At 60.5% G+C, this 25,649-nt stretch carries 28 protein-coding genes; 13 read left to right on the top strand and 15 right to left on the bottom strand.

Annotated features, from left to right (window positions below):
* Window positions 1–1,038, top strand: coding sequence for a DNA polymerase III subunit delta (gene holA / locus ACQK2M_RS03120; RefSeq protein ID WP_425416586.1), 1,038 nt, complete (start codon window positions 1–3; stop codon window positions 1,036–1,038).
* Window positions 1,039–1,059: 21 nt separating this feature from the next.
* Here the strand turns inward: holA and ACQK2M_RS03115 are convergent, their stop codons facing one another.
* The 5 genes from ACQK2M_RS03115 to mnmE all read right to left on the bottom strand — a co-directional run bounded on the left by ACQK2M_RS03115 (window position 1,060) and on the right by mnmE (window position 6,746).
* Window positions 1,060–1,944, bottom strand: coding sequence for a ParB/RepB/Spo0J family partition protein (locus ACQK2M_RS03115; protein ID WP_425416585.1), 885 nt, complete (start codon window positions 1,942–1,944; stop codon window positions 1,060–1,062).
* A 32-nt stretch (window positions 1,945–1,976) separates the two neighbouring features.
* Window positions 1,977–2,765, bottom strand: a complete 789-nt coding sequence (locus ACQK2M_RS03110; RefSeq protein WP_425416584.1) for a ParA family protein — start codon at window positions 2,763–2,765, stop codon at window positions 1,977–1,979.
* A gap of 26 nt (window positions 2,766–2,791) precedes the next feature.
* Window positions 2,792–3,430: a 16S rRNA (guanine(527)-N(7))-methyltransferase RsmG gene (gene rsmG / locus ACQK2M_RS03105; RefSeq protein WP_425416583.1), complete on the bottom strand. Its 639-nt coding sequence runs from the start codon at window positions 3,428–3,430 to the stop codon at window positions 2,792–2,794.
* Between the two features lie 2 nt (window positions 3,431–3,432).
* Complete coding sequence (mnmG, locus tag ACQK2M_RS03100) at window positions 3,433–5,310, bottom strand: tRNA uridine-5-carboxymethylaminomethyl(34) synthesis enzyme MnmG (protein WP_425416582.1); 1,878 nt, start codon at window positions 5,308–5,310, stop codon at window positions 3,433–3,435.
* 131 nt (window positions 5,311–5,441) lie between these two features.
* Window positions 5,442–6,746 (bottom strand): tRNA uridine-5-carboxymethylaminomethyl(34) synthesis GTPase MnmE, encoded by a 1,305-nt coding sequence (gene mnmE / locus ACQK2M_RS03095; protein ID WP_425416581.1) that lies wholly within the window; start codon window positions 6,744–6,746, stop codon window positions 5,442–5,444.
* 35 nt (window positions 6,747–6,781) lie between these two features.
* On the opposite strand from mnmE, the gene ACQK2M_RS03090 reads away from it, so the two are divergent.
* Window positions 6,782–8,788, top strand: a complete 2,007-nt coding sequence (locus ACQK2M_RS03090; RefSeq protein WP_425416580.1) for a thioredoxin domain-containing protein — start codon at window positions 6,782–6,784, stop codon at window positions 8,786–8,788.
* Window positions 8,789–8,815: 27 nt separating this feature from the next.
* On the opposite strand, the gene rho is transcribed toward ACQK2M_RS03090, so the two are convergent.
* From rho to hemE, 3 genes are all read right to left on the bottom strand, one after another.
* Window positions 8,816–10,081, bottom strand: a complete 1,266-nt coding sequence (gene rho / locus ACQK2M_RS03085; RefSeq protein ID WP_223477618.1) for a transcription termination factor Rho — start codon at window positions 10,079–10,081, stop codon at window positions 8,816–8,818.
* Window positions 10,082–10,217: 136 nt separating this feature from the next.
* On the bottom strand, window positions 10,218–10,754 hold the full coding sequence (gene hemJ, locus ACQK2M_RS03080; protein WP_425416579.1) for a protoporphyrinogen oxidase HemJ: 537 nt from the start codon (window positions 10,752–10,754) through the stop codon (window positions 10,218–10,220).
* Window positions 10,751–11,779: a uroporphyrinogen decarboxylase gene (hemE, locus tag ACQK2M_RS03075; protein WP_425416578.1), complete on the bottom strand. Its 1,029-nt coding sequence runs from the start codon at window positions 11,777–11,779 to the stop codon at window positions 10,751–10,753. The genes hemJ and hemE overlap by 4 nt, the downstream gene beginning before the upstream one ends.
* A 463-nt stretch (window positions 11,780–12,242) precedes the next feature.
* Between hemE and ACQK2M_RS03070 the strand changes: the two genes are divergently transcribed.
* From ACQK2M_RS03070 to dnaQ, 4 genes are all read left to right on the top strand, one after another.
* Window positions 12,243–12,836, top strand: a complete 594-nt coding sequence (locus tag ACQK2M_RS03070) for a Maf-like protein (protein ID WP_425416577.1) — start codon at window positions 12,243–12,245, stop codon at window positions 12,834–12,836.
* Window positions 12,829–13,674, top strand: a complete 846-nt coding sequence (locus ACQK2M_RS03065; RefSeq protein ID WP_425416576.1) for a shikimate dehydrogenase — start codon at window positions 12,829–12,831, stop codon at window positions 13,672–13,674. The genes ACQK2M_RS03070 and ACQK2M_RS03065 overlap by 8 nt, the downstream gene beginning before the upstream one ends.
* On the top strand, window positions 13,671–14,285 hold the full coding sequence (gene coaE, locus ACQK2M_RS03060) for a dephospho-CoA kinase (protein ID WP_425416575.1): 615 nt from the start codon (window positions 13,671–13,673) through the stop codon (window positions 14,283–14,285). Before ACQK2M_RS03065 ends, coaE begins: the two co-directional genes overlap by 4 nt.
* A 77-nt stretch (window positions 14,286–14,362) precedes the next feature.
* Window positions 14,363–15,070 carry a DNA polymerase III subunit epsilon gene (gene dnaQ, locus ACQK2M_RS03055; protein WP_425416574.1) on the top strand — a complete coding sequence of 236 codons (708 nt, stop codon included), beginning with the start codon at window positions 14,363–14,365 and terminating at the stop codon, window positions 15,068–15,070.
* A 50-nt stretch (window positions 15,071–15,120) separates the two neighbouring features.
* On the opposite strand, the gene secB is transcribed toward dnaQ, so the two are convergent.
* Together secB and ACQK2M_RS03045 are read right to left on the bottom strand one after the other, a co-directional pair.
* On the bottom strand, window positions 15,121–15,633 hold the full coding sequence (gene secB, locus ACQK2M_RS03050; protein WP_223477625.1) for a protein-export chaperone SecB: 513 nt from the start codon (window positions 15,631–15,633) through the stop codon (window positions 15,121–15,123).
* 109 nt (window positions 15,634–15,742) lie between these two features.
* Window positions 15,743–16,222 carry an FxsA family protein gene (locus ACQK2M_RS03045; protein WP_425416573.1) on the bottom strand — a complete coding sequence of 160 codons (480 nt, stop codon included), beginning with the start codon at window positions 16,220–16,222 and terminating at the stop codon, window positions 15,743–15,745.
* 119 nt (window positions 16,223–16,341) lie between these two features.
* On the opposite strand from ACQK2M_RS03045, the gene ACQK2M_RS03040 reads away from it, so the two are divergent.
* From ACQK2M_RS03040 to ACQK2M_RS03025, 4 genes are read left to right on the top strand one after another with little or no spacing between them, the layout of a single operon-like run.
* Window positions 16,342–17,052: a Tim44/TimA family putative adaptor protein gene (locus ACQK2M_RS03040; protein WP_223477627.1), complete on the top strand. Its 711-nt coding sequence runs from the start codon at window positions 16,342–16,344 to the stop codon at window positions 17,050–17,052.
* 12 nt (window positions 17,053–17,064) lie between these two features.
* Entirely contained in the window at window positions 17,065–18,162 is a 1,098-nt protein-coding gene (gene mltA / locus ACQK2M_RS03035) for a murein transglycosylase A (RefSeq protein ID WP_425416572.1), read from the top strand.
* Entirely contained in the window at window positions 18,159–18,770 is a 612-nt protein-coding gene (locus tag ACQK2M_RS03030; RefSeq protein ID WP_425416571.1) for a Smr/MutS family protein, read from the top strand. The genes mltA and ACQK2M_RS03030 overlap by 4 nt, the downstream gene beginning before the upstream one ends.
* The gene (locus ACQK2M_RS03025; protein WP_223477630.1) at window positions 18,767–19,144 is read left to right on the top strand and encodes a helix-turn-helix domain-containing protein; all 378 of its coding nucleotides are present in this window, start codon (window positions 18,767–18,769) and stop codon (window positions 19,142–19,144) included. The genes ACQK2M_RS03030 and ACQK2M_RS03025 overlap by 4 nt, the downstream gene beginning before the upstream one ends.
* Before the next feature lie 9 nt (window positions 19,145–19,153).
* Here the strand turns inward: ACQK2M_RS03025 and ACQK2M_RS03020 are convergent, their stop codons facing one another.
* The 5 genes from ACQK2M_RS03020 to hslV form a co-directional block, all read right to left on the bottom strand.
* On the bottom strand, window positions 19,154–20,143 hold the full coding sequence (locus tag ACQK2M_RS03020) for a DUF1402 family protein (protein ID WP_425416570.1): 990 nt from the start codon (window positions 20,141–20,143) through the stop codon (window positions 19,154–19,156).
* 70 nt (window positions 20,144–20,213) lie between these two features.
* Entirely contained in the window at window positions 20,214–21,527 is a 1,314-nt protein-coding gene (hslU, locus tag ACQK2M_RS03015; protein ID WP_425416569.1) for an ATP-dependent protease ATPase subunit HslU, read from the bottom strand.
* A gap of 6 nt (window positions 21,528–21,533) precedes the next feature.
* Complete coding sequence (locus ACQK2M_RS03010) at window positions 21,534–22,685, bottom strand: hypothetical protein (RefSeq protein ID WP_223477632.1); 1,152 nt, start codon at window positions 22,683–22,685, stop codon at window positions 21,534–21,536.
* Window positions 22,682–23,143 (bottom strand): GNAT family N-acetyltransferase, encoded by a 462-nt coding sequence (locus tag ACQK2M_RS03005; protein WP_425416568.1) that lies wholly within the window; start codon window positions 23,141–23,143, stop codon window positions 22,682–22,684. The genes ACQK2M_RS03010 and ACQK2M_RS03005 overlap by 4 nt, the downstream gene beginning before the upstream one ends.
* Window positions 23,133–23,696 (bottom strand): ATP-dependent protease subunit HslV, encoded by a 564-nt coding sequence (gene hslV, locus ACQK2M_RS03000; RefSeq protein WP_274384775.1) that lies wholly within the window; start codon window positions 23,694–23,696, stop codon window positions 23,133–23,135. The genes ACQK2M_RS03005 and hslV overlap by 11 nt, the downstream gene beginning before the upstream one ends.
* Window positions 23,697–23,906: 210 nt before the next feature.
* Here hslV and hisB point away from each other — a divergent pair, with 210 nt between their 5' ends.
* The 3 genes from hisB to hisH are packed head-to-tail and all read left to right on the top strand — an operon-like array spanning window position 23,907 to window position 25,648.
* Complete coding sequence (hisB, locus tag ACQK2M_RS02995) at window positions 23,907–24,506, top strand: imidazoleglycerol-phosphate dehydratase HisB (protein ID WP_425416567.1); 600 nt, start codon at window positions 23,907–23,909, stop codon at window positions 24,504–24,506.
* 9 nt (window positions 24,507–24,515) lie between these two features.
* Window positions 24,516–24,992 carry a DUF2628 domain-containing protein gene (locus ACQK2M_RS02990; RefSeq protein ID WP_425416566.1) on the top strand — a complete coding sequence of 159 codons (477 nt, stop codon included), beginning with the start codon at window positions 24,516–24,518 and terminating at the stop codon, window positions 24,990–24,992.
* Window positions 24,993–24,997: 5 nt separating this feature from the next.
* A complete protein-coding gene (gene hisH, locus ACQK2M_RS02985; protein ID WP_425416565.1) occupies window positions 24,998–25,648 on the top strand; it encodes an imidazole glycerol phosphate synthase subunit HisH in 651 nt (216 codons plus the stop codon).
* Window position 25,649: the final 1 nt, after the last annotated feature.

Below are 25,649 nucleotides of genomic sequence, written 5' to 3'. Positions count from 1 at the left end.
GTGAGCGAACTCAAGGCCGGTGAGGTCGACCGGTTCCTCACGAAACCGGACACTTCGAGGCTCGTCTATCTCGTTTATGGGCCGGACCGTGGCCTGGTTTCCGAGCGGGCCGAAAGGCTGGCGCGTTCGACCGGTGTCGATCTTTCCGACACCTTTTCCACCATCAAGCTGGACGCCAATGAACTGGCAAGCGATCCCGTTCGCCTGGTCGATGAAGCATATACTGTTGCGATGTTCGGCGGCGACCGGCTGATCTGGATCCGCAACGCGGGCAATCACAAGGACGTCTCGGCCAATATCGAAAAAATTCTCAAGGAACCGCCCGAAGCGGTAAAACTCCTTGTCGAGGCAGGCGACCTGAAGAAGGGAACCGGCCTTCGGGCGATCGTCGAGAAATCGCCGAACGGGATCACGCTCCCTTGTTATGCCGACAACGCGCAGGCTCTCAACGGACTGATCGACGCCACGTTCGGCGAAGCGGGTCAGCGCCTTTCGCTCGATGCGCGTCGCTATATCCAGGATCATATCGGGGGCGACCGGCGCGCGTCGCGAGGGGAACTGGAGAAACTTGCGCTCTATGCCCATGGCGAGAAGGAAATTACGCTCGACATGGCGCGCCAGAGTATCGGCGACGCGTCGGCGGTCTCCTTCGATGAGGTCGTGGATGCGGTCATAACCGGCAGGTTGGCGGATTTCGATGATTCGATGCAGGCTTTCATTTCCGCCGGTTCGAATCCCCAGCCACTGCTTGCCGCGGCGATCCGACAATTCCAGCAGCTCGATCTTCTGCGCGCCGAAATGGACAAATCGGGAAAGCCGGCGGGTGCCGTCATCGCCGCCGCGCGGCCACCCGTGTTCTTTGCCCGGCGCAAAACGGTGGAACAGGCGTTGACACGCTGGACAGCGCAGGGAATTCGCCACGCATTGAGACGATTAAAGGATTGCGTTCTGGAAAGCCGCATGAACTCAGCACTGACGGTGCCGGTCGCGAGAACGGCTTTGCTCGCCATCACGATACAAAGCGCCAGAAGACGTTAGCCGGCTTATAATAGCGGGAATTCAGACGCCCTGCAGCCGATGGCAAAGCGAATCGAGCTGTTCCAAAGTCTTGTAGCGAACCTTCAGTTCCCCGCCCTGACCGCTATGGGCGATTTCGACACGTAAGCCGAGTTGATCGGTCAACAATTTCTCCAGAGCCAGCGTATCGGCGTCTTTCTGTTTGGCGGCAGCGCCGACGGACCGGCTGGTCTTTTGCGTACCGTCCGCGTCTTGCGCGAGTTGTTCCGCCTGTCGCACCGAAAGACCGCCTTCGACTATGCGACGCGCAAGGGATTCCGGATCGGACGCGGTGATCAATGCCCGCGCATGGCCGGCCGACAATGCACCGATACGAACCTGCTCGCGGACGGGATCCGGCAGCTTGAGAAGGCGCAGCGTGTTGGCGACATGGCTTCGGCTCTTGCCGATGACATCGCCAAGGTCGGCCTGGGTATAGGCATATTCATCGAGGAGCCGCTGATATCCGGCCGCCTCCTCGATCGGATTGAGATCGGCGCGCTGGACGTTCTCGATGATCGCCAGTTCGAGCGCGATCTTGTCGTCCACGTCACGGATAATGGCGGGGATATCGACAAGCCCGGCTCGCTGGGCAGCGCGCCAGCGCCGCTCGCCCGCGATGATCTCGAACATGTCGGCATGGCCGGCCTGCGGTCGCACGACGACGGGCTGGATAATGCCATGCTCACGGATCGAAGCCGCGAGATCGACCAGTTCTTCCTCGGCGAACTCACGGCGCGGATTGTTCGGATTGCGGACGACAAACTCGATCGGCAGCCGGCGATCGGCGGGTTGCGGCTGCTTCGCCTCTTCCGCGGGCTGGTCCATTTCACCGATCAGTGCCGCGAGGCCGCGTCCAAGTCGTTTGCGGGAAGCGTCGTCTGCCATGGTCGTACCGTTTGTTTCGTTATCGAATCGCTTCAGGCCGCCGTCAGCCGGCGTTCGCGCCTGATCACTTCCGACGCCAGTTGCAGATAGGCCTGGCTGCCGGCGCAACCCAGATCGTAAAGGATCGCCGGTTTTCCATGCGATGGCGCCTCCGAGACCCGGACATTGCGCGGGATGATCGTCTCGTAGACCTTGTCTCCTAGATGCGACCGCACATCCTCGACGACCTGCAAGGCAAGGTTGTTACGCTTGTCGAACATCGTGAGCACGATACCCTGGATTTCGAGCTTCGGATTGATCGACCGTTTGACCTGGTCGACGGTCTTGAGAAGCTGGCTCAGGCCTTCGAGCGCGAAGAACTCCGTTTGCAGCGGCACGAGGATAGAATCGGCGGCCGCCATTGCATTGAGCGTCAGCAGATTGAGCGACGGAGGGCAGTCCACCAGCACATAGTTGAAACGAGTCGAGACGCGATCGAGCGCAGACCGCAGCCTGAATACACGATCCTGCTTGCCCGAAATCTCCATCTCGACACCCAGAAGGTCCATTGTGGACGGAACGATGGAGAGATTGGGCACAGCCGTTGGCACAGCCGCGTCAAGCGCGTCAATCTCACCGAGAAGGACGTCATAGGAAGAAATTTCGCGATCTTCGCGGTCGATACCGAGCCCGGTGGACGCGTTGCCCTGCGGATCGAGATCGACAATGAGAACGCGCTCGCCAATAGCGGCAAGCGCGGTCGCCAGATTGATCGCCGTGGTCGTCTTTCCCACGCCGCCCTTCTGATTCGCTATGGTTATCACGCGACAACGATCCGACATCGAAAGTCCCCGGTTGCAGGAAAGATTCAGGCCGGTTTCGGTTGCAGATTCGAGATTTCGAGAATGACGGAATCCGCGTCGATCCGGCTCTTGTGTATTACCAGATCGAAAACGTGTTTGGCACGGCTTTCTTCGATCTCGCCGGCATATCCACGGCCTTTGTGAAACAGAGCGCGGGTGCCGGACGAGAGCCAGGCGGAGGTCATGTCGAGAAGCGCCGGCAACGCGGCCAACGCCCGCGCCGTTACGATATCGGGCCGCTTCATCGCCGGGATTGCTGCCTCGATACGGGCAGGATGGATGATCGCCGACGGTGCGCATTGTGCCTTGACCGCCTGCAGAAACGCCGTTTTCTTCCGGTTGCTTTCGATCAACTCAACCCGCGCATCCGGTTGGTCCTGCAGAAGTATCGCGATCACCATGCCCGGAAATCCACCGCCCGAACCGAGATCCGCCCAGTGTTGCGCCTCAGTCGCGAGATCGAGGAGTTGAGCGCTGTCTGCGATATGGCGCCGCCAGAAATCTTTCTGTGTGGACGGTGCGGTCAGGTTGATCCTCGGCGACCACTTCTCATAAAGCGTCGCGTAATCACGCAACCGCGCATGTGTTTCACGTGAAACACCGCCAAGGAAATCGGTATCGTCGAAGGCAGCGTTTCCGACCATGATCAAGCGACGCGCGACTTCGCAGCGCGCCGCTGCTGCTGAATATGGGCGATAACCAGCGCAATCGCCGCTGGCGTCATGCCTTCTATGCGCTGCGCCGCTGCCAGTGTCTCGGGCTTCCGGCTTTCCAGCTTCTGTCGCAGCTCATTCGAAAGCCCCGCGATAATAGAATAATCCATCTCGGCTGGAATCGCCGTTTGCTCTTCCCGGCGCACAGCCGCGATATCCGCTTCCTGGCGTCTCAAATAGACCGCATATTGCGCCTCGATTTCAAGACGCTCCCGAATCGAAGCGGGGAATTCAGCGAATTCTGGCCAGATACGCGCGATATCGTCTGAGGAGACGGATGGGTAAGACATCAGATCATACGCCGAACGACGGACGCCATCCTGATTGATTTCGAGTCCGAATCGAAAAGCCTCTTGCGGCGTAACCATATGGTCTTTCGCAAAATCCCGTGCAGCATTCAGCTCTCCTAAAACCGCTTCAAAATGAGAAGAGCGGTTACTCCCGGCCAAACCAACCTCGATAGCCTTCGGTGTCAGCCGCATATCCGCATTATCGATACGCAAAGAAAGCCTGTACTCCGCACGCGACGTAAACATGCGATAGGGTTCCGAGACCCCGCGCGAGACGAGGTCGTCAATCATCACGCCAATATAGGAGTCCGTTCGACTGAAGACGACAGGATCTCCACCGGAAGCCATACGCGCAGCGTTCAGCCCCGCAACGAGACCCTGCGCCCCCGCCTCTTCATATCCGGTTGTTCCATTGATCTGCCCTGCCAGGAAGAAACCGGATGTTCCACGCAGCTGCAGGGACGTTTCAAGCGCCCGCGGATCGACATGATCATATTCGATGGCGTAACCCGGCTGGAGTATCACCGCATCCTCGAGACCTGGGATGGTTCGCAGCAATGCACTTTGCACCTCTTCCGGTAACGAGGTGGAGATCCCGTTTGGATAGACCGTATGTTCGTCGAGGCCTTCCGGCTCCAGAAATATCTGATGACCGTCCCGTTCCCCGAATTTGACGATCTTGTCCTCTATCGACGGACAGTAGCGCGGACCGACGCCCTTGATATTCCCGGAATACATGGCGCTCCGGCCGAGATTAGCCTCGATGATCCCATGCGTTTCCGGTGTCGTGCGGGTAATCCCGCATTCAATCTGCGGATTCGTGATCCGCTCCGTCATCGTGGAAAATGGTACCGGATCCGAATCGGCTGCCTGCATGGCAAGCCGATCCCAATGAATCGTACGGCCATCCAGACGCGGTGGCGTCCCGGTCTTCAACCGGCCGAGTGGAACGCCGAGTTTCTCAAGCGTTGCCGACAGGCCAACACTCGGCGCCTCGCCCATTCGGCCGGCCGGTATCGTCTTGTCACCAATATGGATCAGGCCGCGCAGGAATGTCCCAGTCGTGAGCACGACGGCGCGACACGAAATGGTTTCTCCATCCGCCAGAATCACGCCGCCAACCGTTCCGGATGAATCCAGTTCCAGATCGGCGACTTCACCCTCAATAACCTCAAGGTTCTCAATGGCCGAAATTTCGCGCTGCATGGCTTCGCGGTAGAGCTTTCGATCCGCCTGGGTTCTCGGCCCGCGCACGGCCGGCCCTTTGCGGCGATTCAACATTCGGAACTGAATACCTGCCGCATCGGCGACACGGCCCATCAAACCGTCCAGCGCATCGATCTCTCGGACCAGGTGCCCTTTTCCGAGCCCTCCAATGGCGGGGTTGCAAGACATCGTTCCGATCGTCGCGAATGAGTGCGTCACCAACGCAGTACGCGCGCCAACGGCTGCCGCCGCGCGAGCCGCTTCGCACCCGGCGTGGCCGCCACCGATGACAATGACATCGAATTCGCGTTTCATGGTTCCACCTGTTTGAATGTCCGGGAGATGAAGCAGGATCAGGCCCGCGTCAAGAGTTGCCATGTTTCACGTGAAACACTGACCGCTGATGAAACATTCCATTCCAGGCCTTCTGATCCGTTTCACGTGAATCATTTGCCGATACAGAATTCCGAAAAAATCACACCGAGAACGTCCTCTACGCCAAACTGTCCAGTTATGCGCCCCAGGCTATAGGCCGAAAGACGCAGCGATTCCGCACGAAGTTCAAACGGCAGAGAGCCATTCTCCGTCGCATTCAGGAGTTCGGACAGCGCAGACCGCACATTCTCGATGTGCCTTTGGCGGGTCGGAAGCGAGCTAACGTCATTCCCGACAGATTCTGCCAGATGGGAACCAAGCCGATTCAGGAGTTCATCCAGGCCATCATCTCGCCGAACCGAAATCGATAACGCATCCGAATCGATTCCTGTGTTCTCGATGTCCCCCTTCGAAGCGATGCGCCACACCGGAACATCCCCAAGATCCTCCATCGCTTCCCATGACCCATCCGGAGAAAGATGAAGCACAAGATCCGCTTCACCGGCCTTCATGAGGGCTCGCCGGATGCCTTCTGTCTCGATTGCATCACCCGCATCGCGAATCCCGGCCGTATCGGTAATGACGACCAACCGTCCGCCAATAGAAAGCCGCGATTCAACCGCGTCCCGCGTCGTCCCGGGTACATCCGATACGATCGCCACGTCGCTTCCCGCCAACGCGTTCAGCAGGCTCGACTTGCCCGCATTCGGCGCACCAATAATCACGATACGGAATCCGTCTCGCACAGCCCGGGCTCGATCCGCACCCGCGAGATGCCGCAGCATTTCGTCGGCCAGCGCCGACATATCCTGCCAGATACTATCCGAAACCGAACCAGGAACGTCCTCTTCGTCCGTAAAATCGATTTCAGCTTCGATCATCGCCCGCGCATGGAGTAGGCGCTTCTGCCAGCCCTCATACACCCCCTTCAAAGCGCCCGAGGCCTGTGAAAGCGCCAGTATTCGCTGAGCTTCCGTCTGCGACGCAATGAGATCCGCGAGGCCTTCCGCCTCGGTCAGGTCGAACTTTCCATTGGCGAAAGCCCGCTTTGAAAACTCGCCCGCCTCAGCCAACCGAAAACCATCACAACCCGACAACTCTTCCAGAAGTCGATCTACAACGGCCCGTCCGCCATGAAGATGGAATTCAGCGACATCTTCACCCGTGAAACTGCCGGGACCCGGAAACCAGAGAACGAGCCCCCTGTCGATCTCCATATCATTGCGGCTGCGAATCGAACGAAGCGCCGCCTCTCGCGCCTCCGGCAATGAACCTGACAACGCTTTCACCGCATCGCCCGCGCCAGGACCGGAAACCCGCACGACCGCGACACCGGACGGAAGACCGCCGCTCGACAATGCATATATGGTTTCCATATCCTTAAAGGCCCGACGCGACAAAGGAAGCTGAATTGACGGATGCCCTGCACAACAGGCTCGCGGACGCCGCCAGCCCGTATCTACTGCAACACAAGGACAACCCTGTCCACTGGCAGCCCTGGGACGAGGCCGCGCTCGCAGCGGCAAAAAACCTCGACCGGCCGATCCTTCTATCCATCGGCTACGCTGCCTGTCACTGGTGCCATGTCATGGCGCATGAGAGCTTCGAAGATACCGACGTCGCGAAGCTGATGAACAGCCTCTATGTCAACATCAAGGTCGATCGCGAAGAGCGGCCGGATATCGACCAGCTCTATATGGCCGCCCTGACCGCCATGGGAGAACAGGGCGGATGGCCGCTGACCATAGTGCTGACACCGGACGGAAAACCATTCTGGGGCGGCACCTATTTCCCGAAACAAGCCCGCTACGGACGGCCCGGCTTCATCGACGTTCTTGTCCAGGTCGAAACTGCTTGGCGCCAACGCCGCGACGACATAGACGCAAATGCCGATCGCCTGCAGGCGCATTTGCAAAACCAGCTCGCAGGCGCCGCGACGCCCGCTACGCTGACCCCGGAAACGATCCGCAGCTTCTCCAAACGTGTCGCGACGCTGTACGATCCTGATCACGGCGGCCTGAATGGCGCGCCGAAATTTCCGAACGCACCATTTCTCGAAACCCTTTGGCGAGGGTGGTTGCGCGACGGCGACGAAGACGCTCGGGACCGGTTTCTCGAGACGGTTACCGCCATCGCACTCGGCGGGATCTATGACCACCTCGGTGGCGGCCTCGCGCGCTATTCCGTCGACGGCCAATGGCTGGTGCCGCATTTCGAGAAGATGCTCTACGACAATGCCCATTTCATCCGCCACTGTATCTGGGCGCATTCGCAGACGCAGTCCGATTTGTTCCGGTTACGAATCGAGGAAACCATTGGCTGGCTGCAACGGGAAATGACGATGCCCGGCGGCGGATTTGCGGCCAGCCTCGACGCGGACTCCGAGGGCGAGGAGGGCAAGTACTATGTATGGTCTCTGCCTCAGATCGAGGAGATCCTCGCCGGCTCAACCGAGGCTTTTGTGTCGGACTACGACGTCACGCGCGGCGGTAACTGGGAAGGAACCAATATCCTCAACCTCTCGACCCTCCGCGCTGATCCCGACGAAGCCGCAAGAGTCATCGCTCATCATTCGAAAAGCCGCGAAGCCATGCTAGCCCACCGCCTCGGTCGCATACCACCCGGCCAGGACGGGAAAATACTCGCCGACTGGAATGGTTATGCAATTCGGGCCATCGCCGAAGCGGCACGTTATTTCGGATCCGAATCCTGGACCGCGCTGGCGACCGGGCATTTTCGGGCCCTGATGGAAAGGATGTTGTCGGACACCCGGCTCTCCCATGTCTTTGATGGCGAGAAAGCCAGCGAGTTCGGTTTCGCGACCGACTACGCCGCCATGATCAGCGCAGCTCTCGCTCTGTATGAAACGACATCTGACACCGAATTTCTGGAAAAGGCGCTGAAGCTGGCAGGTTTGCTCAAGCAAAATCATTTCGATTTCGAATCGAGTCGGGGATTCTGGATGCAGGAGCAGAACCGCTCTGATACCCCCATGCTGACCTGGGACGATCTCGATGAAGCGAATCCATCGGCGACGGCACAAATTCTCGAAGCGCTTTCACGTTTGGCGCTTGCCACAGACGACATCGAGCTAACCGGCTTGACCGACAAATTGATGGCGCAGGCCGCAGGACGCATCATGCAAAGCCGGTTCGGCCAGGCAGGCTTTCTCAACGCCGCGGACACTGTGCACGCCTCGCGCAAACTGGTCGTCGTCGGAGACAGCGCCGAGACCGAAACCCTATGGTCCTGGACGACGCGTCACCCCGACCCGCGCCGACTGGATGTGTTCCTTGCTGCAGGTACCGACAATCCGCAATTTCAGGACAAAGGCGCTTACCTCTGCGCTGAAATGAAATGTTCGCCGCCGGTCAAGACCGACGGCGAACTCGAAAGGCTTCTGAAAAGCGCGATATGAATCCGGCTAACGAGCCGGATAATCCAATCAGGCGTTCATCGAATCGAAGAACTCTGCGTTGTTCTTGGTCTGCTTGAGCTTGTCGATGAGGAACTCGATCGCGTCCGTTGTACCCATCGGCGCGAGAATGCGGCGCAAAACGAAGATCTTCTGCAGATCCTGACGCGGAATAAGCAGGTCTTCCTTGCGGGTACCGGATTTGAGCACGTCGATCGCCGGGAAGGTGCGCTTGTCGGCAACCTTGCGGTCAAGGACGATTTCCGAGTTACCGGTGCCCTTGAACTCCTCGAAGATCACTTCGTCCATGCGGCTACCGGTATCGATCAGCGCCGTCGCGATGATCGTCAGCGACCCGCCTTCCTCGATATTACGCGCGGCACCAAAGAAACGCTTCGGACGCTGCAGGGCGTTGGCATCGACACCGCCGGTCAGCACCTTGCCCGAAGAGGGCACAACGGTGTTGTAGGCGCGACCGAGGCGGGTGATCGAATCGAGCAGGATGACGACGTCGCGGCCATGCTCGACCAGTCGCTTGGCCTTTTCGATGACCATTTCCGCGACCTGGACGTGACGGGATGCCGGCTCGTCGAAGGTGGAGGACACGACCTCTCCCTTCACCGAACGCTGCATGTCGGTCACTTCTTCCGGGCGCTCGTCGATCAGAAGCACGATCAGGTAGCATTCCGGATGGTTGGCCGTGATCGAATGGGCGATGTTCTGGAGCAGAACGGTCTTACCGGTCCGCGGCGGCGCCACGATCAGGCCACGCTGGCCCTTACCCAGCGGAGCCACCAGATCGATGACGCGCGCCGAATTGTCCTTCGTCGGCGCACCGTCGATTTCCATGTTGAACCGCTCGTCCGGATAGAGCGGCGTCAGATTGTCGAAATGGCTCTTGTGACGAATCTTTTCCGGGTCTTCGAAATTGATCGTGTTGACCTTGAGAAGCGCGAAATAGCGTTCGCCTTCCTTCGGACCCCGGATCGGACCCTGAACCGTGTCACCGGTCTTCAGGGAGAAGCGACGGATCTGCGATGGCGAGATGTAGATATCGTCCGGGCCCGGCAAGTAGTTCGCGCTGGCCGAACGCAGGAAGCCGAAACCGTCCTGCAGGATTTCGACGACACCGTCGCCGATGATTTCGACATCGTCCGCGGCCAGTTTCTTCAGGATCGCAAACATCAATTCCTGTTTGCGCATCGTGCTGGCGTTCTCGACCTCGAGGCTCTCGGCGAATTCGACGAGATCCGTGGCGGACTTGTTCTGGAGGTCCTGTAGTTTCATTTGTTGCATGAAAACGTGCTTTGTTCTTGGAAGAAAAATGGAAGAAGGGAAGTCGGCCCGTAGAAAGGGGAGGGGAATCCCGGGGCGCGTTTACCTTCACATAAGCCGTAGCCAATTCGACTTCAAGTCACTTTTGATGAAGCAGTCAGGCGAAGGGTTTGACGATAACAAGCACGACGATGGCGATCATCAGCAGCGTCGGGGCTTCGTTCATCATGCGCCAGTAGCGCGGTTTCCGATCATTGCGATCCTCGGCGAAGAGCCGCACCGCACGCGAAAAGATGCCGTGCACGGCCGACAATGCGAGAACGCAGGCCAGTTTGGCATGGAACCACCCGTCCATAAGAAAGCCGCCGGACCAAGCCAGCCACAATCCCACGGCCCAGGCGATGACCATCGCCGGATTCATGATCACCCGTAACAGCCGACCTTCCATCACCTTGAACGTCTCGCTCTGCTGCGAACCAGGTTCTGTATCCGCGTGGTAGACGAAAAGCCGGGGCAAATAGAGCATGCCCGCCATCCAGGCGATGATCGCGATCACATGGAGCGCCTTGATCCAGAGATAGAGCCCGTCCGGATCCAGCCAGAAGATCAGCGCCGCAAGCAGGCCGAAAACAACCAGCGCGATGACCGCGCGTTTCGCCGCTTTGCGGCCGCTCTGCGCGGAAATCTCGCTCATGCGTTGCCCCGCACGCGATCGACCAGATAACCGACATCATCCGGGTCCGCCTGCGGCGTCACCCCATGGCCGAGATTAAAAATCAAAGGTCCGTTGCCAAGCGCATCGAGAATACGGTCGACACCTTCGCGGATCGCGTCACGGCCCGCCACTAGCCGCAACGGATCGAGATTGCCCTGAATCGGTCCCTCTTTCTGAAGCTCCGCCGCAAACGAGAATGGCACGGTCCAGTCCAGACCCAGCGCATCGACACCGGTTTTTTCCCGATAGCCCCGGTAAAGGCTACCGGCGCCCTTCGGGAATCCGATGATCTTCGCGTCCGGCCTTACCGCACGCACCTTCCCGACAATCCGCTTCATCGGCTGGACGCAAAAAGCATCGAAACAATCCTCGTCGAGGACACCAGCCCAGCTATCGAAAATCTGGACGGCATCCGCGCCATTCTCGAATTGCTGCAAAAGATAGTCCGCAGACATATCCGCAAGCAGGTCAAGCAATCGCATCATCGAAGCCCGGTCGCGATAACCGAAAAGGCGCGCCGGCGCCTGGTCCGGTGTCCCATGCCCCGCGATCATGTAGGTGGCGACGGTCCAGGGCGCACCGGAAAACCCCAGAAGCGTCGTTTCCTCCGGCAATTCCTGCCGCAAGCGCTTCACCGTTTCATAAACCGGCGCCAGATGATCATGCATGCCCGATGGATCGAGTTTCGCGATACCCTCCGCATTGATCGGATCCATCTGCGGTCCTTCGCCCTGCACGAAACGAACATTGCGTTTCAACGCATCGGGGAGAACCAGAATGTCCGAAAACAGGATCGATGCGTCAAAGGCATAACGCCGTATCGGCTGCAGGGTCACTTCCACGGCCAGATCCGGGGTGTAACAGAGATCGAGGAAGCCTTTCGCGGTCGCTCTCGTTTCCCGGTACTCAGGCAGATAACGACCGGCCTGGCGCATGATCCAGACAGGCGGAGGACTGAGCGTCTCTCCGTTCAGGACCTTCATGATCTTCCGCTCGACAGCCATTATCCCCGTTTCCTCGCTTACTTTCTTTTCCATAAAATATGTCAGCGAAGCTGATTGATGATTCTATGAGTCTGTGAATAGCAGGTATCGCCACTTATGCAGAAGCCGGGATCGACCACCGCGACAATTCGGCCGCGGGAAACAAGGCCATATCTGCCTGTGAATCAATGTGGATGAATTTCCATCGTAAATTCAGAGAGTTAGATTACGTTGTCCGAAGCTGGCTGTGGATAGTTTCCGCAATTCGTGGCAAGGACGTATCATCCACACAATTCCCCACAGTGGACAGAACGCCGTCTGACGGGTGTGAATTGTGCATGACCATCACTTTCGTTTCGAGCCGGACGGTCCGGTGATGTCGGAGCGCGAATTGTCCACAGTCTCTCCCGTGTGAGGTCGCGGCGGACCAACTTGCAAAAACCGGTTCAAGCGTCTAACCGCCTGCCCAACAGAAAGAGATGAGATGTCCATCGTTCTAGCGTCCACCAGCCCGTTTCGTGCTGCGATCCTGATGAATGCCGGCATCGGGTTCAGGGCGGAGGGGTCAAACATCGATGAGCGCGCCGTCGAGGCTCCGCTGCTCGAGGCCGATGCGACGCCCGAAGATGTCGCCGCCATTCTCGCAGAAGCCAAGGCACTCGATGTTTCCGAGCGCAATGCCGGCGCGCTTGTCCTCGGCGGCGATCAGACCCTGTCGCTGGAAGGTGAGCTGTTTCACAAACCGGCGGACATGGAAGAAGCGCGTCGCAACCTCCTGCGCTTTTCCGGCAAGACCCATCAATTGTGGAGCGCGCTGGCGCTCGCGCGCGACGGTGAAACGATCTGGCGGCATGTATCGGTCGCACATATGACGATGCGACCGCTCACGCCGGATTTCATCGGACGCTACCTCGCATCCGTCGGCGACAGCGCCCTGTCCAGCGTCGGCTGCTACCAGTATGAGGGCGAGGGCATCCAGCTGTTCGAGCGCATCGAGGGCGACTATTTCACGATCATCGGTCTGCCGCTTCTTCCGCTTCTCGCAAAACTGCGCGAGTTGGGGGAAATCGATGGCTAACGCGCCTCGTGCCTTCGTGGCCGGGCATCCGGTCGGTCACTCGCGCTCGCCGCTGATTCACGGAAGCTGGCTGATGCGCTACGGGATCGACGGCGTCTATAGCGCCGTGGATGTCGCGCCGGAAGATTTCGCTGCGCTTCTCATCGACATCCGCGCAGGGCGATGGACCGGTGGAAATGTCACGATCCCTCACAAGGAGCGGGCTTTCGAACTTGTCGATCGACGCGATGCCGCTGCAGAGGCCATCGGCGCGGTCAACACGCTGTGGATGGACGGTGAGGAGCTGGTCGGCGGCAACACCGACGCCTATGGCTTCGCGGCCAATCTCGATCAGAGCCTCGCCGGTTGGCGTGACGGCTCGTCGGCTTTGGTGCTGGGCGCCGGCGGTGCGAGCCGCGCGGTCCTGCATGCGTTGATCGAAGCAGGCTATGAACGGATCGACGTCGTCAACCGGACTGTCCCGCGCGCTCAACAACTCGCCGCCCGGTTCGGAGAAGCTGTTTCGGCGCATGGCTGGGACGAAGCGGACAACCGGCTCGCTGAGGCCGATCTCATCGTCAACACGACTTCGCTGGGCATGGAAGGCCAGCCGCCGCTGCCGCTCGACATTACGCGGGCGCGGACTTTCGCCATGGCGACCGACATCGTCTATGTGCCGCTGCAAACGCCCTTCCTCGAAATGGCGTCGCGCGCGGGCCTGCGCACCGCAGACGGACTCGGCATGCTGCTTCATCAGGCGGCGCCCGGCTTCGAGCACTGGTTCGGAACCTGGCCGGAAGTGGATGACGTGCTGCGCAATCTCGTCATCGCGGATCTCGACAAGGCTGCTCACGGATGATCGTCGTCGGATTGACCGGTTCGATTGGCATGGGAAAATCGACCACGGCAAAAATGTTCGCCGACGAAGGCGTGCCTGTCCATGACGCGGATGCAACCGTTCATGCGCTCTATTCAGGCAAGGCCGCGCCTCTGATCGAGAAAGCGTTTCCCGGAACGGTGAAGGACGGCGTCGTCGATCGTTCGGAGCTTGGCAAGCACGTCGTCGGCAATGCAGATGCGATGGCAAGGCTCGAAGCCATCGTCCATCCTTTGGTACGCGAAGCGGAAATCGAATTCCTCGACAAGGCGCGCGCCGAAAACCGGCCCTTCGTTATCCTGGACATTCCGCTGTTGTTCGAAACCGGTGGCGACAGCCGCGTCGACCGGATCGTCACGGTTACCGCGCCGGCTCAGGTGCAGCGCGAGCGTGTCATGAGCCGGCCCGGCATGACGGAAGAACGGTTTGAGGCCCTGCTCGCGCGCCAGACGCCCGATGCGGAAAAGAGACGCCGCGCCGACTTCATCATCGACACGTCGCTTGGCATGGACTGCGCCCGCGCCAAGGTACGCGACCTTGTCTCCGTGCTGTCCGCCGGCGGCCGCGAAAAACGGCGCGCCGAAGCCGACTAAGCGTTGGATGAGCGTGTCGCCCCATTGAGGGCTTTCGCGACGATGACCATGATATGGTCTGGAGCAGGGATGACGACATGCGGGAAATCATATTCGATACCGAGACCACCGGCCTCGACGCGAAAAACGACCGGATCATCGAGATCGGCGCGGTGGAACTGGAAAACCGGTTTCTGACCGGGCGGACGTTTCATGTCTTCGTGAACCCGGACGGGCGGGAGGTCCATCCGGAGGCGCTGGCCGTTCACGGGATTTCCAATGAACAGCTTGCCGACAAGCCGAAATTCGCCGAAGTCCTTCAAGGTTGGCTCGACTTCACCGAGGGCGCGACCCTGATCGCGCACAATGCGAGCTTCGATGTGGGCTTTTTCAACGCGGAATATGCCAGGCTCGGTTTTGGTCCGGTCGACCCGGACCGTGTCGTCGACAGCTTGCACCTCGCCCGTCGCAAACACCCGATGGGCCCCAATTCGCTCGATGCGCTCTGCAAGCGATATCGCATCGACAACTCGATGCGCGAGAAGCATGGCGCCCTGCTCGACAGCGAATTGCTGGCGGAAGTCTATATCGAACTGGTCGGCGGCAAGCAGGCCAAGCTTGGCCTGGAAGTCGAGGAATCGGCCGATCAAACGGCGCAGGAAACCGATGGCGGTTCCGCAGGCGGGGTGAAACTGCGCCCGAGGCCGGAACCGCTTCCGTCACGCCTGAGTGAACAGGAAGTCGCCGCCCATGCCGAGATGGTAGCCCGGCTCGGCGAAAGCGCGATCTGGAACGCCGGAAAATGAAAAGGGCGGCAGAGCCGCCCTTCTGACAAATCCGATTGAGCCGAAGCCGATCAGGCCTGGGCTTTCTGCTTGCTCTGTTCTTCAGCCATGCGGCGCTGGAACATCTGCGCGAAATCGACCGGATCGATCATCAGCGGCGGGAAGCCGCCATTGCGGGTGCACTCGGCGATGATCTGGCGCGCGAAGGGGAAGAGCAGCCGCGGGCATTCGACGAACAGCACCGGAAGGACGTGTTCCTGCGGGAAGTTGGCCACGCGGAAAACGCCGCCATAAACCAGTTCGACGTTGAACAGGACGTTATCGCCGTCCTCGGCCTTGGCGGTCAGGGTCAGGCTGACATCGTAATCGGTGTCGGCGAGCGGATTGGCCTGTACGTTGACATTGATATTGATCGCCGGCGACTTCTCGCGCGGACGCAGTGACAGCGGCGCGCCGGGGCTTTCGAAAGACAGGTCCTTGACATACTGGGTCAGCACGGAGAGCTGCGGAGCCGCGCCGTTTCCATTGCTGGTTGCTGCACCCGCGGGCTGGTTTTCACCGCCGTTCTTGCCGTCTTCTGCCATGTGGAAAGCCTCTTGTCTGAATAATGAGAGCGCGGTTTTACTCGCGCGGATTGGAGTCGCGGCTGGCTAGCACGGCCCTTGCAGGCTGGCAAGGACAGGGTACCCGCGCCTATCGGTCCTTCGACCACGGACTGTCGTCACTGCCTTCTCCGGAATACTCGTCTTCCGAAAGGTCGATCGTATTGGCGTCATAGCCGGGGCGCGTCTCGTAACGGGTTCCGCCAGCCGATACGACATGAACGCGCGAGCGCGCGAAACGCCACACGGCGTCGCGCAGCGGCGGAACGAAAAGGAGAAAACCGAGCGTGTCGGTAACGAATCCCGGCGTGAGCAGCAGAATGCCCGCGACGAGGATCATGACGCCATGGACGAGATCGCGGCCGGGCATGCGTCCCTGGTCGAGTTCGGTGCGCATCCGCGTCATCAGGCCGAAGCCCTGAACCCGCAACAGGATGGAGCCGATGATCGCCGTCAGGACGACCATGCCGAGTGTCGGAAACACGCCGATTTGCGAGCCGACGGCAATGAACACGCCGATTTCCAGCAGCGGGATGATCAACAGTGCGAACGGAATCAGGGAAAAGGGCATCAAACCGCCTTCTTCGTTAAGCTTTGTGATCTCAATGTAGTTATTCGCGACGCGATTTGAATGCTCGCCATTCATGGTTATATGGAGAGCAGTGGATTTCTCTTAATGCGGGACATTTGATGGAAGGCTCCAACCTCGTCACATTGATATTCGTCGTAGCGGCGGTTTTCGTGTTCCTGCAGCTGCGCAATGTGCTCGGCAAACGCACCGGACACGAGCGCCGGCCTTTCGATCCCTATTCGAGCAAGCGCGAAGCGCCGACCGAGCAGGATGCGGAAGCAGACGGGGAGTCGGACAATGTCATCACTCTTCCCGGACGCGGCGAAATGCGCGCCGATCCGTATCGCGACATCGATCGTGTCGCCAAGCCGGGAACGGATCTCAATACGGGCATGCGCGCCATCAAGGACCGTTCGGCTGATTTCGAGCCGGCCAGCTTCCTGTCCGGGGCCAAGATGGCCTACGAGATGATCGTCATGTCGTTCGCCGACGCCGATCGCAAGACACTGAAAAATCTCCTGTCGAACGAAGTCTATGATGGATTTGCCGCGGCCCTCGATGAACGCGAGGCCAAGGGCGAAACCGTGCAGTCGAGCTTTATCGGCATCGACAATGCGGACATCATCGCGGCGGAGATGCGCGACGATGACGCGCTGGTCACCATTCGCGTGGTTAGCCAGCTCATCTCGGCGACCCGTGACAAGGACGGCAACGTGATCGACGGCGATCCGGACGCGGTCGTGGAGGTCAAGGACGTGTGGACCTTCGCGCGAGATACCCGCGACCGCGATCCGAACTGGCGGCTGGTCGCCACCGAATCCGAAGACTGACATCACCGCGTCGTGTGGAGACTTCGCCCCATTTCCTTTTCCGGCTTGCCGGGATGGGGCGAGGATGATGTTTCGCAGGCATTGGCGGCGTTTGCCCGCCATGCCGGCCGACCCGCGGATGAGGCGTACCGGCGAGGATCGATCGGCGTGTCACCGGAAAGCCTTTGCGCGCTGTACGAAGCTGCCGGCGAAAAATCCGCCAGGGAAAATCCTCGCGGTTTCTTCGAGGACAATTTCGACTGCTACGCACTTGCCGACGATAATGGCGGGCGCGGCTTCGTAACCGCGTTCTACGAACCTGAAATCGATGCCTCCCGCGACCGGACGGCGCGGTTCGATACGCCGTTTTACCGGCGGCCGTCCGATCTTGTTGCGGTAACGTCGGAAAACCGGCCCTCCGAATGGGATTCCGAAATTCGTTTTGCCCGTCTCATGTCTGACGGGACACTCGAAGCCTATCCGGACCGAAAGCGGATCGAGGAGGGCTTTCTGGACCACAAGGGCCTGGAAATTGCCTGGGTCGAGGATCCCGCCGATGCCTTCTTTGCGCACATACAGGGCGCGGCACGGTTGAAATTCGCCGATGGTTCCGTCATGCGCATCACCTATGACGGCAAGACCGGCCACGCCTTTACCGCAATCGGCAAACGACTCGTCGAGCGCGGCGAGATCGCGCCGGATGCGGTTTCAATGGCGGCGATCCGTTCCTTGCTCGCCGCGCATCCGGATCGGGCGCGCGCGCTGATGCAGGAGAACCGCTCCTTTATCTTTTTTCGCGAGGCCCGGGTCGCAGACGCCGATGCCGGTCCGGTCGCCGCCGCCAAGGTCCCGCTGACGGCCGGCCGGTCGCTTGCCGTGGACCGCCTGATTCACACATTCTCCACGCCGGTTTTCGTTTCGGCGGATGCGGTCAATGGCGAAGCCTGGGCGAAGTTGATGATCGCGCAGGACACCGGCAGCGCAATCGTCGGTCCGGCGCGTGGCGATCTCTTCATGGGCTCCGGGGAGGAAGCGGGTCATCGCGCGAGCGCGGTCCGGTCGCCTGCCGATTTCTTCCTGCTGGTTCCGAAATCCGCTGCGATCGAGCCCGGCAGAGTGGTCGCGCCATGAAGGACGGCAAGACGCGACGCAAACTGAGTGATGAAGAGACCATACTCTGGTACCGCGTGGAGCGGACGGTGACGCCGCTGCGGGACCGGGCTGTTGTTCGTCCCGAATTCAATCAGGACGAAATGGCACGGGAATTCCGCGAGGCGCTGTCCGGCGGGGACCAATCGCCGAAGCCTGAAAAGAGCCGCGCCGCCGATATTCGCTCGCCGATCCAGCATGTTCACCGGCCGCCGGCGCCGAAATCGCGAAAACCCGAACCGCTGATCGACCGGCCAACCACCCGCAAAATCGCCAAGGGCCGGATTTCCATCGATTCCCGTGTCGACCTTCATGCCATGACACAAGACCAGGCGCATGACCGGCTCTATGCGTTTCTAGCCAGTGCCAGGTCGCGGGGCGACCGCCACGTTCTTGTCGTCACCGGAAAGGGCCGGTCTCCCGGCAGCGAGGGAGTGTTGAAACGAATGGTGCCTGTCTGGCTCAATGGCCCGCGTTTTTCGGAACTGGTGAGTGGATACTCCTCAGCGAGTCGTCATCATGGTGGCGAGGGGGCGATCTATGTCCGGCTTCGGCGGCTTTCGCGGCCGGACGGGAGTATGCGCCGATGACGCCATTCGGGGAACGCCTGCGCCAGCTTCGTGCCGAAAAAGGCATCAGTCAGAAGGAGATGGCCGAAAAGGTCGGCGTATCGGCGGCCTATCTGTCGGCGCTCGAACACGGCCATCGCGGCGTCCCTTCCTGGGTGCTGCTCCAGCGGATCATCGCCTGTCTCAATATCATCTGGGACGAAGCGGACGAATTGCAGCGGCTTGCGCTGCAGTCGCACCCGAAGGTCACGATCGATACGTCGGGCCTCAATCCGATGGCGACCGAACTCGCCAATCTTCTGAAACAGTCGATCGGAGATTTGCGTCCGGAAGACCTCGACCACCTGATGCATCGCATCAAGGTGTTGCTCAATCGCCCGGACCGGATGTCTTGAACGCCGGTATCAGTTGTCCAGCAGCGCCCGCAATTCGTCTTCGCGGTCGTTGATCATCCAGCCATAGTAGTTTTCTTCCGGATAGACCGTCTTGCCCGAGCGCTTGTTGCGCCGCGCAAGCTCGCGTGCCCGACCGGCGGCGTCGCCGGTATTATAAAGCGTTGCGGTGAGGCCCGGATTGGCGGAGATGTCGAAATCCGCGATCTCGCGGTAATCGTCTATCGCGCTCGCCAGCGTGGCGGCGATGTAGGGCACGGTCTCTTTCGGGTCCATGATCGCCTTGTAGACGTCCTTGCCGTCGGTGTGTGACAGCTTGCGCGCGCCTGTCACCGCATTGACGCGATCGGTCATCATCAGGGCGGTCAGGGGGTTGAGCTGGCCGAGACCGAATGTCTGTCCGGCATAAAAGGGCTGGAAGAAGACGGCGCTGAACCGGTCGTTCGGAAACGCCTTGCCGTCGACCTTCTTGCCTCGGAACTTCGCATTCCAGACATCCTCGCGACAGGTCCAAATCGCTTTGCTGCCGGTCAGCTCATTGCATTTGTCGAATTGCGGCCTGGCGATGAAATCGTCGATTTCCTCGCCGTCATACTGAAAGTCGATCGAACCCTTCAGGTAGGAAATCGCCTTGATGTAGTAGGTTTGGGCACGGTCATAGGCGTCCACATTGTAGGTGTGCTCGCCGACGATGGCTCCGATCATGTGAATCGGATCGATGCCGAAGTCTTTGGCGGCGTCCTTGATCCGCGCGATCAGCCGGCGGTCGCGACGCAACAGGCCGAGAACCTTCTCGTATTTCCTGTCGAAGGTGGTCTTGAGCGCCTTGGTCCGGTTTTTCGACGCTCCGGGGATCGACGGCTGTTCCGAATTGCGATTGCCGGGCTCGACCTTGGTTACGGCAGCGGCCGGCGTCGCGGCCAGCGTCAGGGCCACGAACATACCTGCCGTTAATGATCGGAATGACGACATCATTTGGTTTTCCGCCAGCGCGCCCCTCATTTGCTAGTAAGAAATGCGCCGGCAGGAGTCGAGAGTTTGCCGCAACGAAAATCCGGCTATGGCCGTTCGGTCACAGTATGTAGCGCGACAGATCCGCATTGCGCGCCAGGTCACCGATCTGCTTGCGGACATAGTCGCCGTCGATGATGAATTCCTCGCCCGACTTGTCCGGCGCCTCGTAAGAAATCTCGTCGAGCACGCGCTCCATGACAGTCTGGAGCCGTCGCGCGCCGATATTCTCGATCGTCGAATTCAGGTCGACGGCAATGTCCGCCAGCGCGTCGATCGCGTCATCCGTGAAGGTGATGGTGACGTCCTCGGTCTTCATCAGCGCGACATACTGCTTGATGAGGCTGGCCTCGGTTTCTGTCAGAATACGGCGGAAGTCGTCGCGCTCCAGCGCCCTCAATTCGACGCGGATCGGAAGGCGGCCCTGCAGTTCCGGAAGCAGGTCCGAGGGCTTCGAGACGTGGAAGGCGCCCGACGCGATGAACAGGATATGGTCGGTTTTCACCGGACCGTATTTCGTAGCGACGGTCGTGCCCTCGACAAGCGGCAGCAAGTCGCGCTGGACGCCTTCGCGGCTGACACCGGCGCCATACCGGCCTTCCGACGCGGCGATCTTGTCGATCTCGTCGAGGAAGACGATGCCGTCATTTTCCGCCGAACGCAGCGCTTCCTGGGTAATCTGTTCCTGGTCGAGCAGTTTGTCGGATTCGTCGGCAACCAGCATGTCGTGCGACTCGCGCACAGTCGTTTTGATCGTTTTCGTCTTCGCGCCGCCGAACGCCTTGCCCAGCATGTCGTTGAGATTGATCATGCTGATATTGCCGCCGGGCATGCCCGGGATTTCGAAGCCCGGCATTCCGCCCGAAGCCGTGTCGGCGACCTCGACCTCGATTTCCTTGTCGTCGAGCAGCCCGTCGCGCAGTTTCTTGCGGAAGCTTTCCTTGGTCGCCGGGCTCGCGGTCGGTCCGACGAGCGCGTCGAGCACGCGCTGTTCGGCATTGACATGCGCCTTGGCCTTGACCTCTTCGCGCTTTCTCTCGCGCACCAGCGTGATGCCGGCCTCGACGAGATCGCGGATGATCTGCTCGACGTCGCGGCCGACATAGCCGACCTCCGTGAACTTGGTCGCCTCGACCTTGACGAAGGGTGCGCCCGCCAGCTTCGCGAGGCGGCGCGAGATCTCGGTCTTGCCCACACCGGTCGGCCCGATCATCAGGATGTTCTTCGGCATGACCTCGTCGCGCAGCGTGCCTTCGAGACGCTGCCGCCGCCAGCGGTTGCGCAGCGCGATTGCGACCGCGCGCTTGGCGTCCTGCTGGCCGATGATGAAGCGGTCGAGTTCGGAAACGGTTTCCCGCGGAGAGAATTCAGACATGGGCACTCACGATTTGATGGGAGGCAGTTTCGAAAGCAGCGATGTGGGTAGCGTCGAGCCGACAATCAAGCGCCGGATGCGCTGCCAGCCGGCGCCGAAGAGGATGATCAGCGCGCCGATCACCAGCAGGATCAGGGCGAATGGCGGGATTCCCGTCGTGTTCGCGGCGCTGTTCACCAGATAGTAGATCCCAAGCGATCCGAAATAGGCAAGCGTGGGGATCAGCAGCGACCGCCTGTCGATGGCGAGTGCCACATAGACGAATGCCGCGATCAGCACGCCGAGCATGATCGATGCGGATGCCCCCGGCTCGATCTCGCCGAAGACGACATCCTGGCCCGTCGCCAGAATAAAGAGGGGATGGACGAGAAGCGGCGCCGAGATGACATGCAGCCAGAAGGCGCAGTCCGACCATATCGTGAAGCGTTCGCGGTCGTGCAGATCGAGCGCCAGCCCGACCCCGAACACGAGGAACCCGCAGATGAGCGGGACATAGAGCGCTCTCGCTAGAACGTCGGGGATCTGCTCCATGGTCGGAAGCAGCATTTGGCCATCGACCACGCCGTCGTAGAAATAAAGCGTCGTCAGGAAAAAGGCCGCGCCGGTGAAGGACAACGCCAGGACCGCAGCCATGATCGGCACCCGGAAACGGGCGAAATAGATGATCGCAGCAATCGCGGTGCCGCCGAACAGGATGGCCGCGACCAACTCGGCCTGCGGGCGCAAGCCGGCCAGTTGCAACGGGTTTTCGACACCTGCCAGACCGAAACGGGTCTCCAGATAGTTGCCGAGAAGAAAGAGTATGGCGGCGATGAAGCCGAGCCCCAGAACCGTGCTCGACAGACGCATCCTCCGCTGGCGGGTGACGAATTCGGCGACCAGCCACGCGAAAACGCCGAGAATGGCCGCGATCACGGGGGTGGAAAACTGCGAGACCGATTGCAGCGCGAACAACCCGCCGGCGAACAGCAGCAGGATGCCGATCGTCACGAAGAGATCGTTTCCGCCTCCGACAAGCCGCATCGGCTCGTCATTGGTTATCGTATCGTCACTGCCCCGATCGATCGGTTCGGTCGCCAGCGCAACGAGCCTGTCGCGCTGGTCCGCGGTGATGATGCCGTGCTCCACGGCGTGTGACAGCGTGTTCTGGGAAATCATCCCTCTATCTCCGCGAAGCGTTCCGAGGTGATTGTCATCAGCACTGTTACACCTGATCCGTGTGGATAGCGGCCATACTCGCGAAATCCGACCTTTTCATAGGCGCGGATCGCGCGCGAATTGGCTTCATCGGGATCGATCACGACGGTTTCGTGCCCTTCGGCGAAAAGCCGGGCGAGGAAAGCGCGCAACACTGCGGTGCCGATGCCCCTGCCGAGGAGCTCTGGCCGGCCGAGTGACAAATCCACGCCGACCGCCGTCCTTGGCAGCTCGAGCAGCCACGGCGCTTCGGCGCCATGACCGCTGTCGACCTCGTTGCCGACGGACCAATACTGGATATAGCCTGCCGGATCGCCCCACCATTCGTTCATGGGCGGGTTTTCCAGCCAATGTTGCAGCATCGGATAGTCGGCGGGCGTCATCGCCGCGAATGCGATCAATGGCGTGTCAGTCGGCATCCAGGCTTTCAACGATCACGTTGCCGTTCGTGTAAACGCAGATCTCTCCGGCGATCTGCATGGCGCGCCGGGCGATGGCTTCGGCATCCATGTCCGTGTCGATCAGCGCGCGGGCGGCGGCAAGCGCATAATTGCCCCCCGAGCCTATCGCCATCACGCCTTCCTCGGGTTCCAGCACGTCGCCGTTGCCGGTGACACACAGCGATACCGACTTGTCGGCGACCAGCATCATTGCCTCGAGATTGCGCAGATATTTGTCGGTGCGCCAGTCCTTGGCGAGCTCGACCGCAGCGCGCATCAGCTGGCCGGGATATTGCTCCAGCTTCTTCTCCAGCCGGTCGAGCAGGGTGAAGGCGTCGGCGGTCGCGCCTGCGAAGCCGGTGATCACCTCGCCGTCCTTGCCGATGCGGCGGACCTTGCGGGCATTGCCCTTCATCACCGTCTGACCAAGGCTGACCTGTCCGTCGCCGGCGATGATCACCTTGTCGCCCTTGCGTACGGTGACGATGGTCGTGGCATGCATCGTGCCGTAGGGATTCTCGTCCTTGCTCATGGTCCGTCCTTTGCAGGGCGTTTCCGGGCGAAGCGAAATCCGGCTCGCCGTTCGGAAACGCGATTATAAACTGGCGCGGGCGCGACGGCCCTGTTTCGTTCCCGCTATGTAAGCGGGCCGTCGGCAAATGCAAACGCGCTGGCGATACGCTGGCATTTGCCCCGAACCCTTGTTATGAGGCGCAGTCGCCGAGAAAAAGGGGCATTCGCCATGACCGCGCGCACGGCTGAAATCAGCCGCAAGACAAACGAGACCGCCATTTCCGTCGCAGTCGATCTGGACGGAACCGGCAAGCATGAGATGAAGACCGGTATCGGTTTTTTCGACCACATGCTGGACCAGCTCGCGCGCCATTCGCTGATCGACATGACGGTCAATGCCGAGGGCGATCTGCACATCGACGACCACCACACCGTGGAGGATACCGGCATCGCGCTCGGACAGGCTCTGGCGAAGGCGCTTGGCTACCGGCGCGGCGTGACGCGCTATGCGAGCCTCGATCTAGCCATGGACGAAGCGCTGACGCGCGCCGCCATCGACGTGTCGGGTCGGCCCTTCCTGGTATTCAGGGTCGACTTTCCGACCCAGAAGATCGGCACGTTCGACACCGAACTGGTGCGCGAATTCTTCCAGGCATTCGCCCAGAATGCGGGGATCACGTTGCATGTCGAGAATTTCTACGGCGCCAACAGCCATCACATCGCCGAGACCTGTTTCAAGGCCGTGGCGCGGGTGCTGCGTGCGGCCGTCGAGATCGATCCGCGTCAGGCGGACGCGATCCCGTCCACCAAGGGCACGTTGAACGGATAGGCCGATATCATGGCGAGCTATGTTGTCATGCAGCGTCGCTCCGGGGCACCGTCGCGCCCGGACACGACTTTCGTGCGTGATGAATTCTCCTTTCCCGCGCTGATCGTTCCGCTTGTCTGGCTGGTCTGGCACCGCCTCTGGTTCGCTGCCTTGATGTTGCTGCTCGTTTCCGCCGGGATCGGCATGGCGGGCGAATATATCGCGCCAAGCGCGGCCATGGTTTTTGCGGGTCTGGTCGTCAGTGTCTACGTTGCGCTGGAAGGGCCGGCATGGCGGCTCGCGCGTTTCCGGCGGCTCGGTTATTGCGAGGTCGGCGCGGTGATCGCGTCGAATCTCGACGACGCGGAAATTCGCTGGTTTGCCGGTCGCGGCGCACCGAAATCGGTCGACCGCCCCCGGCCGGCGGCCATGAGATCCGGCGTGCTTCCGCCGCCATTGCCGCCACAATCCGACATGCTGTTCGGCTACGACGATACGGGACGATGAGCGCCATGCGTGTTGCGATAATCGATTATGGCTCGGGCAATCTTCGCTCGGCGGTGAAATCCTTCGAACGCTCGGCGCGTGAGGCAGGTGTTTCCGCCGAGATCGACCTGACCTCTGATGCTGCCCGTGTCGCCTCCGCGGACCGGATCGTCCTGCCGGGCGTGGGCGCCTATGCCGATTGCCGCGCCGGTCTGGATGCGGTGCCCGGCATGGTGGATGCGCTGAACGAGGCGGTCCTCGAAAAAGCCCGCCCTTTCTTCGGCATCTGCGTCGGCATGCAGCTCATGTCGTCGCGCGGGCTGGAAAAGACAGTCACGCAGGGGTTGGGATGGATTGCCGGTGATGTCGTCGAGATGACGCCGTCCGACCCGTCCCTGAAGATTCCGCAGATCGGCTGGAACACGCTGGATCTTGTCCGGTCGCACCCGCTCTTTGACGGCATCGAGACCGGCGAGGACGGGTTGCATGCCTATTTCGTCCATTCCTATCACCTTGCCGCCGAAAACGAGGCGGAGGTGGTCGCCCGCACGGACTATGGCGGACCGGTCACCGCCGCCGTGGTGCGTGACAACATGTTCGGCACCCAGTTTCACCCGGAAAAGAGCCAGAAACTGGGTCTCGCCCTGATTGCCAACTTCCTGAAATGGACGCCGTAAG

The organism is Oricola indica (assembly GCF_965227485.1).
GTDB classification, from domain to species: domain Bacteria; phylum Pseudomonadota; class Alphaproteobacteria; order Rhizobiales; family Rhizobiaceae; genus Oricola; species Oricola indica.
This window is presented reverse-complemented; position numbering and strand designations above follow the sequence as displayed.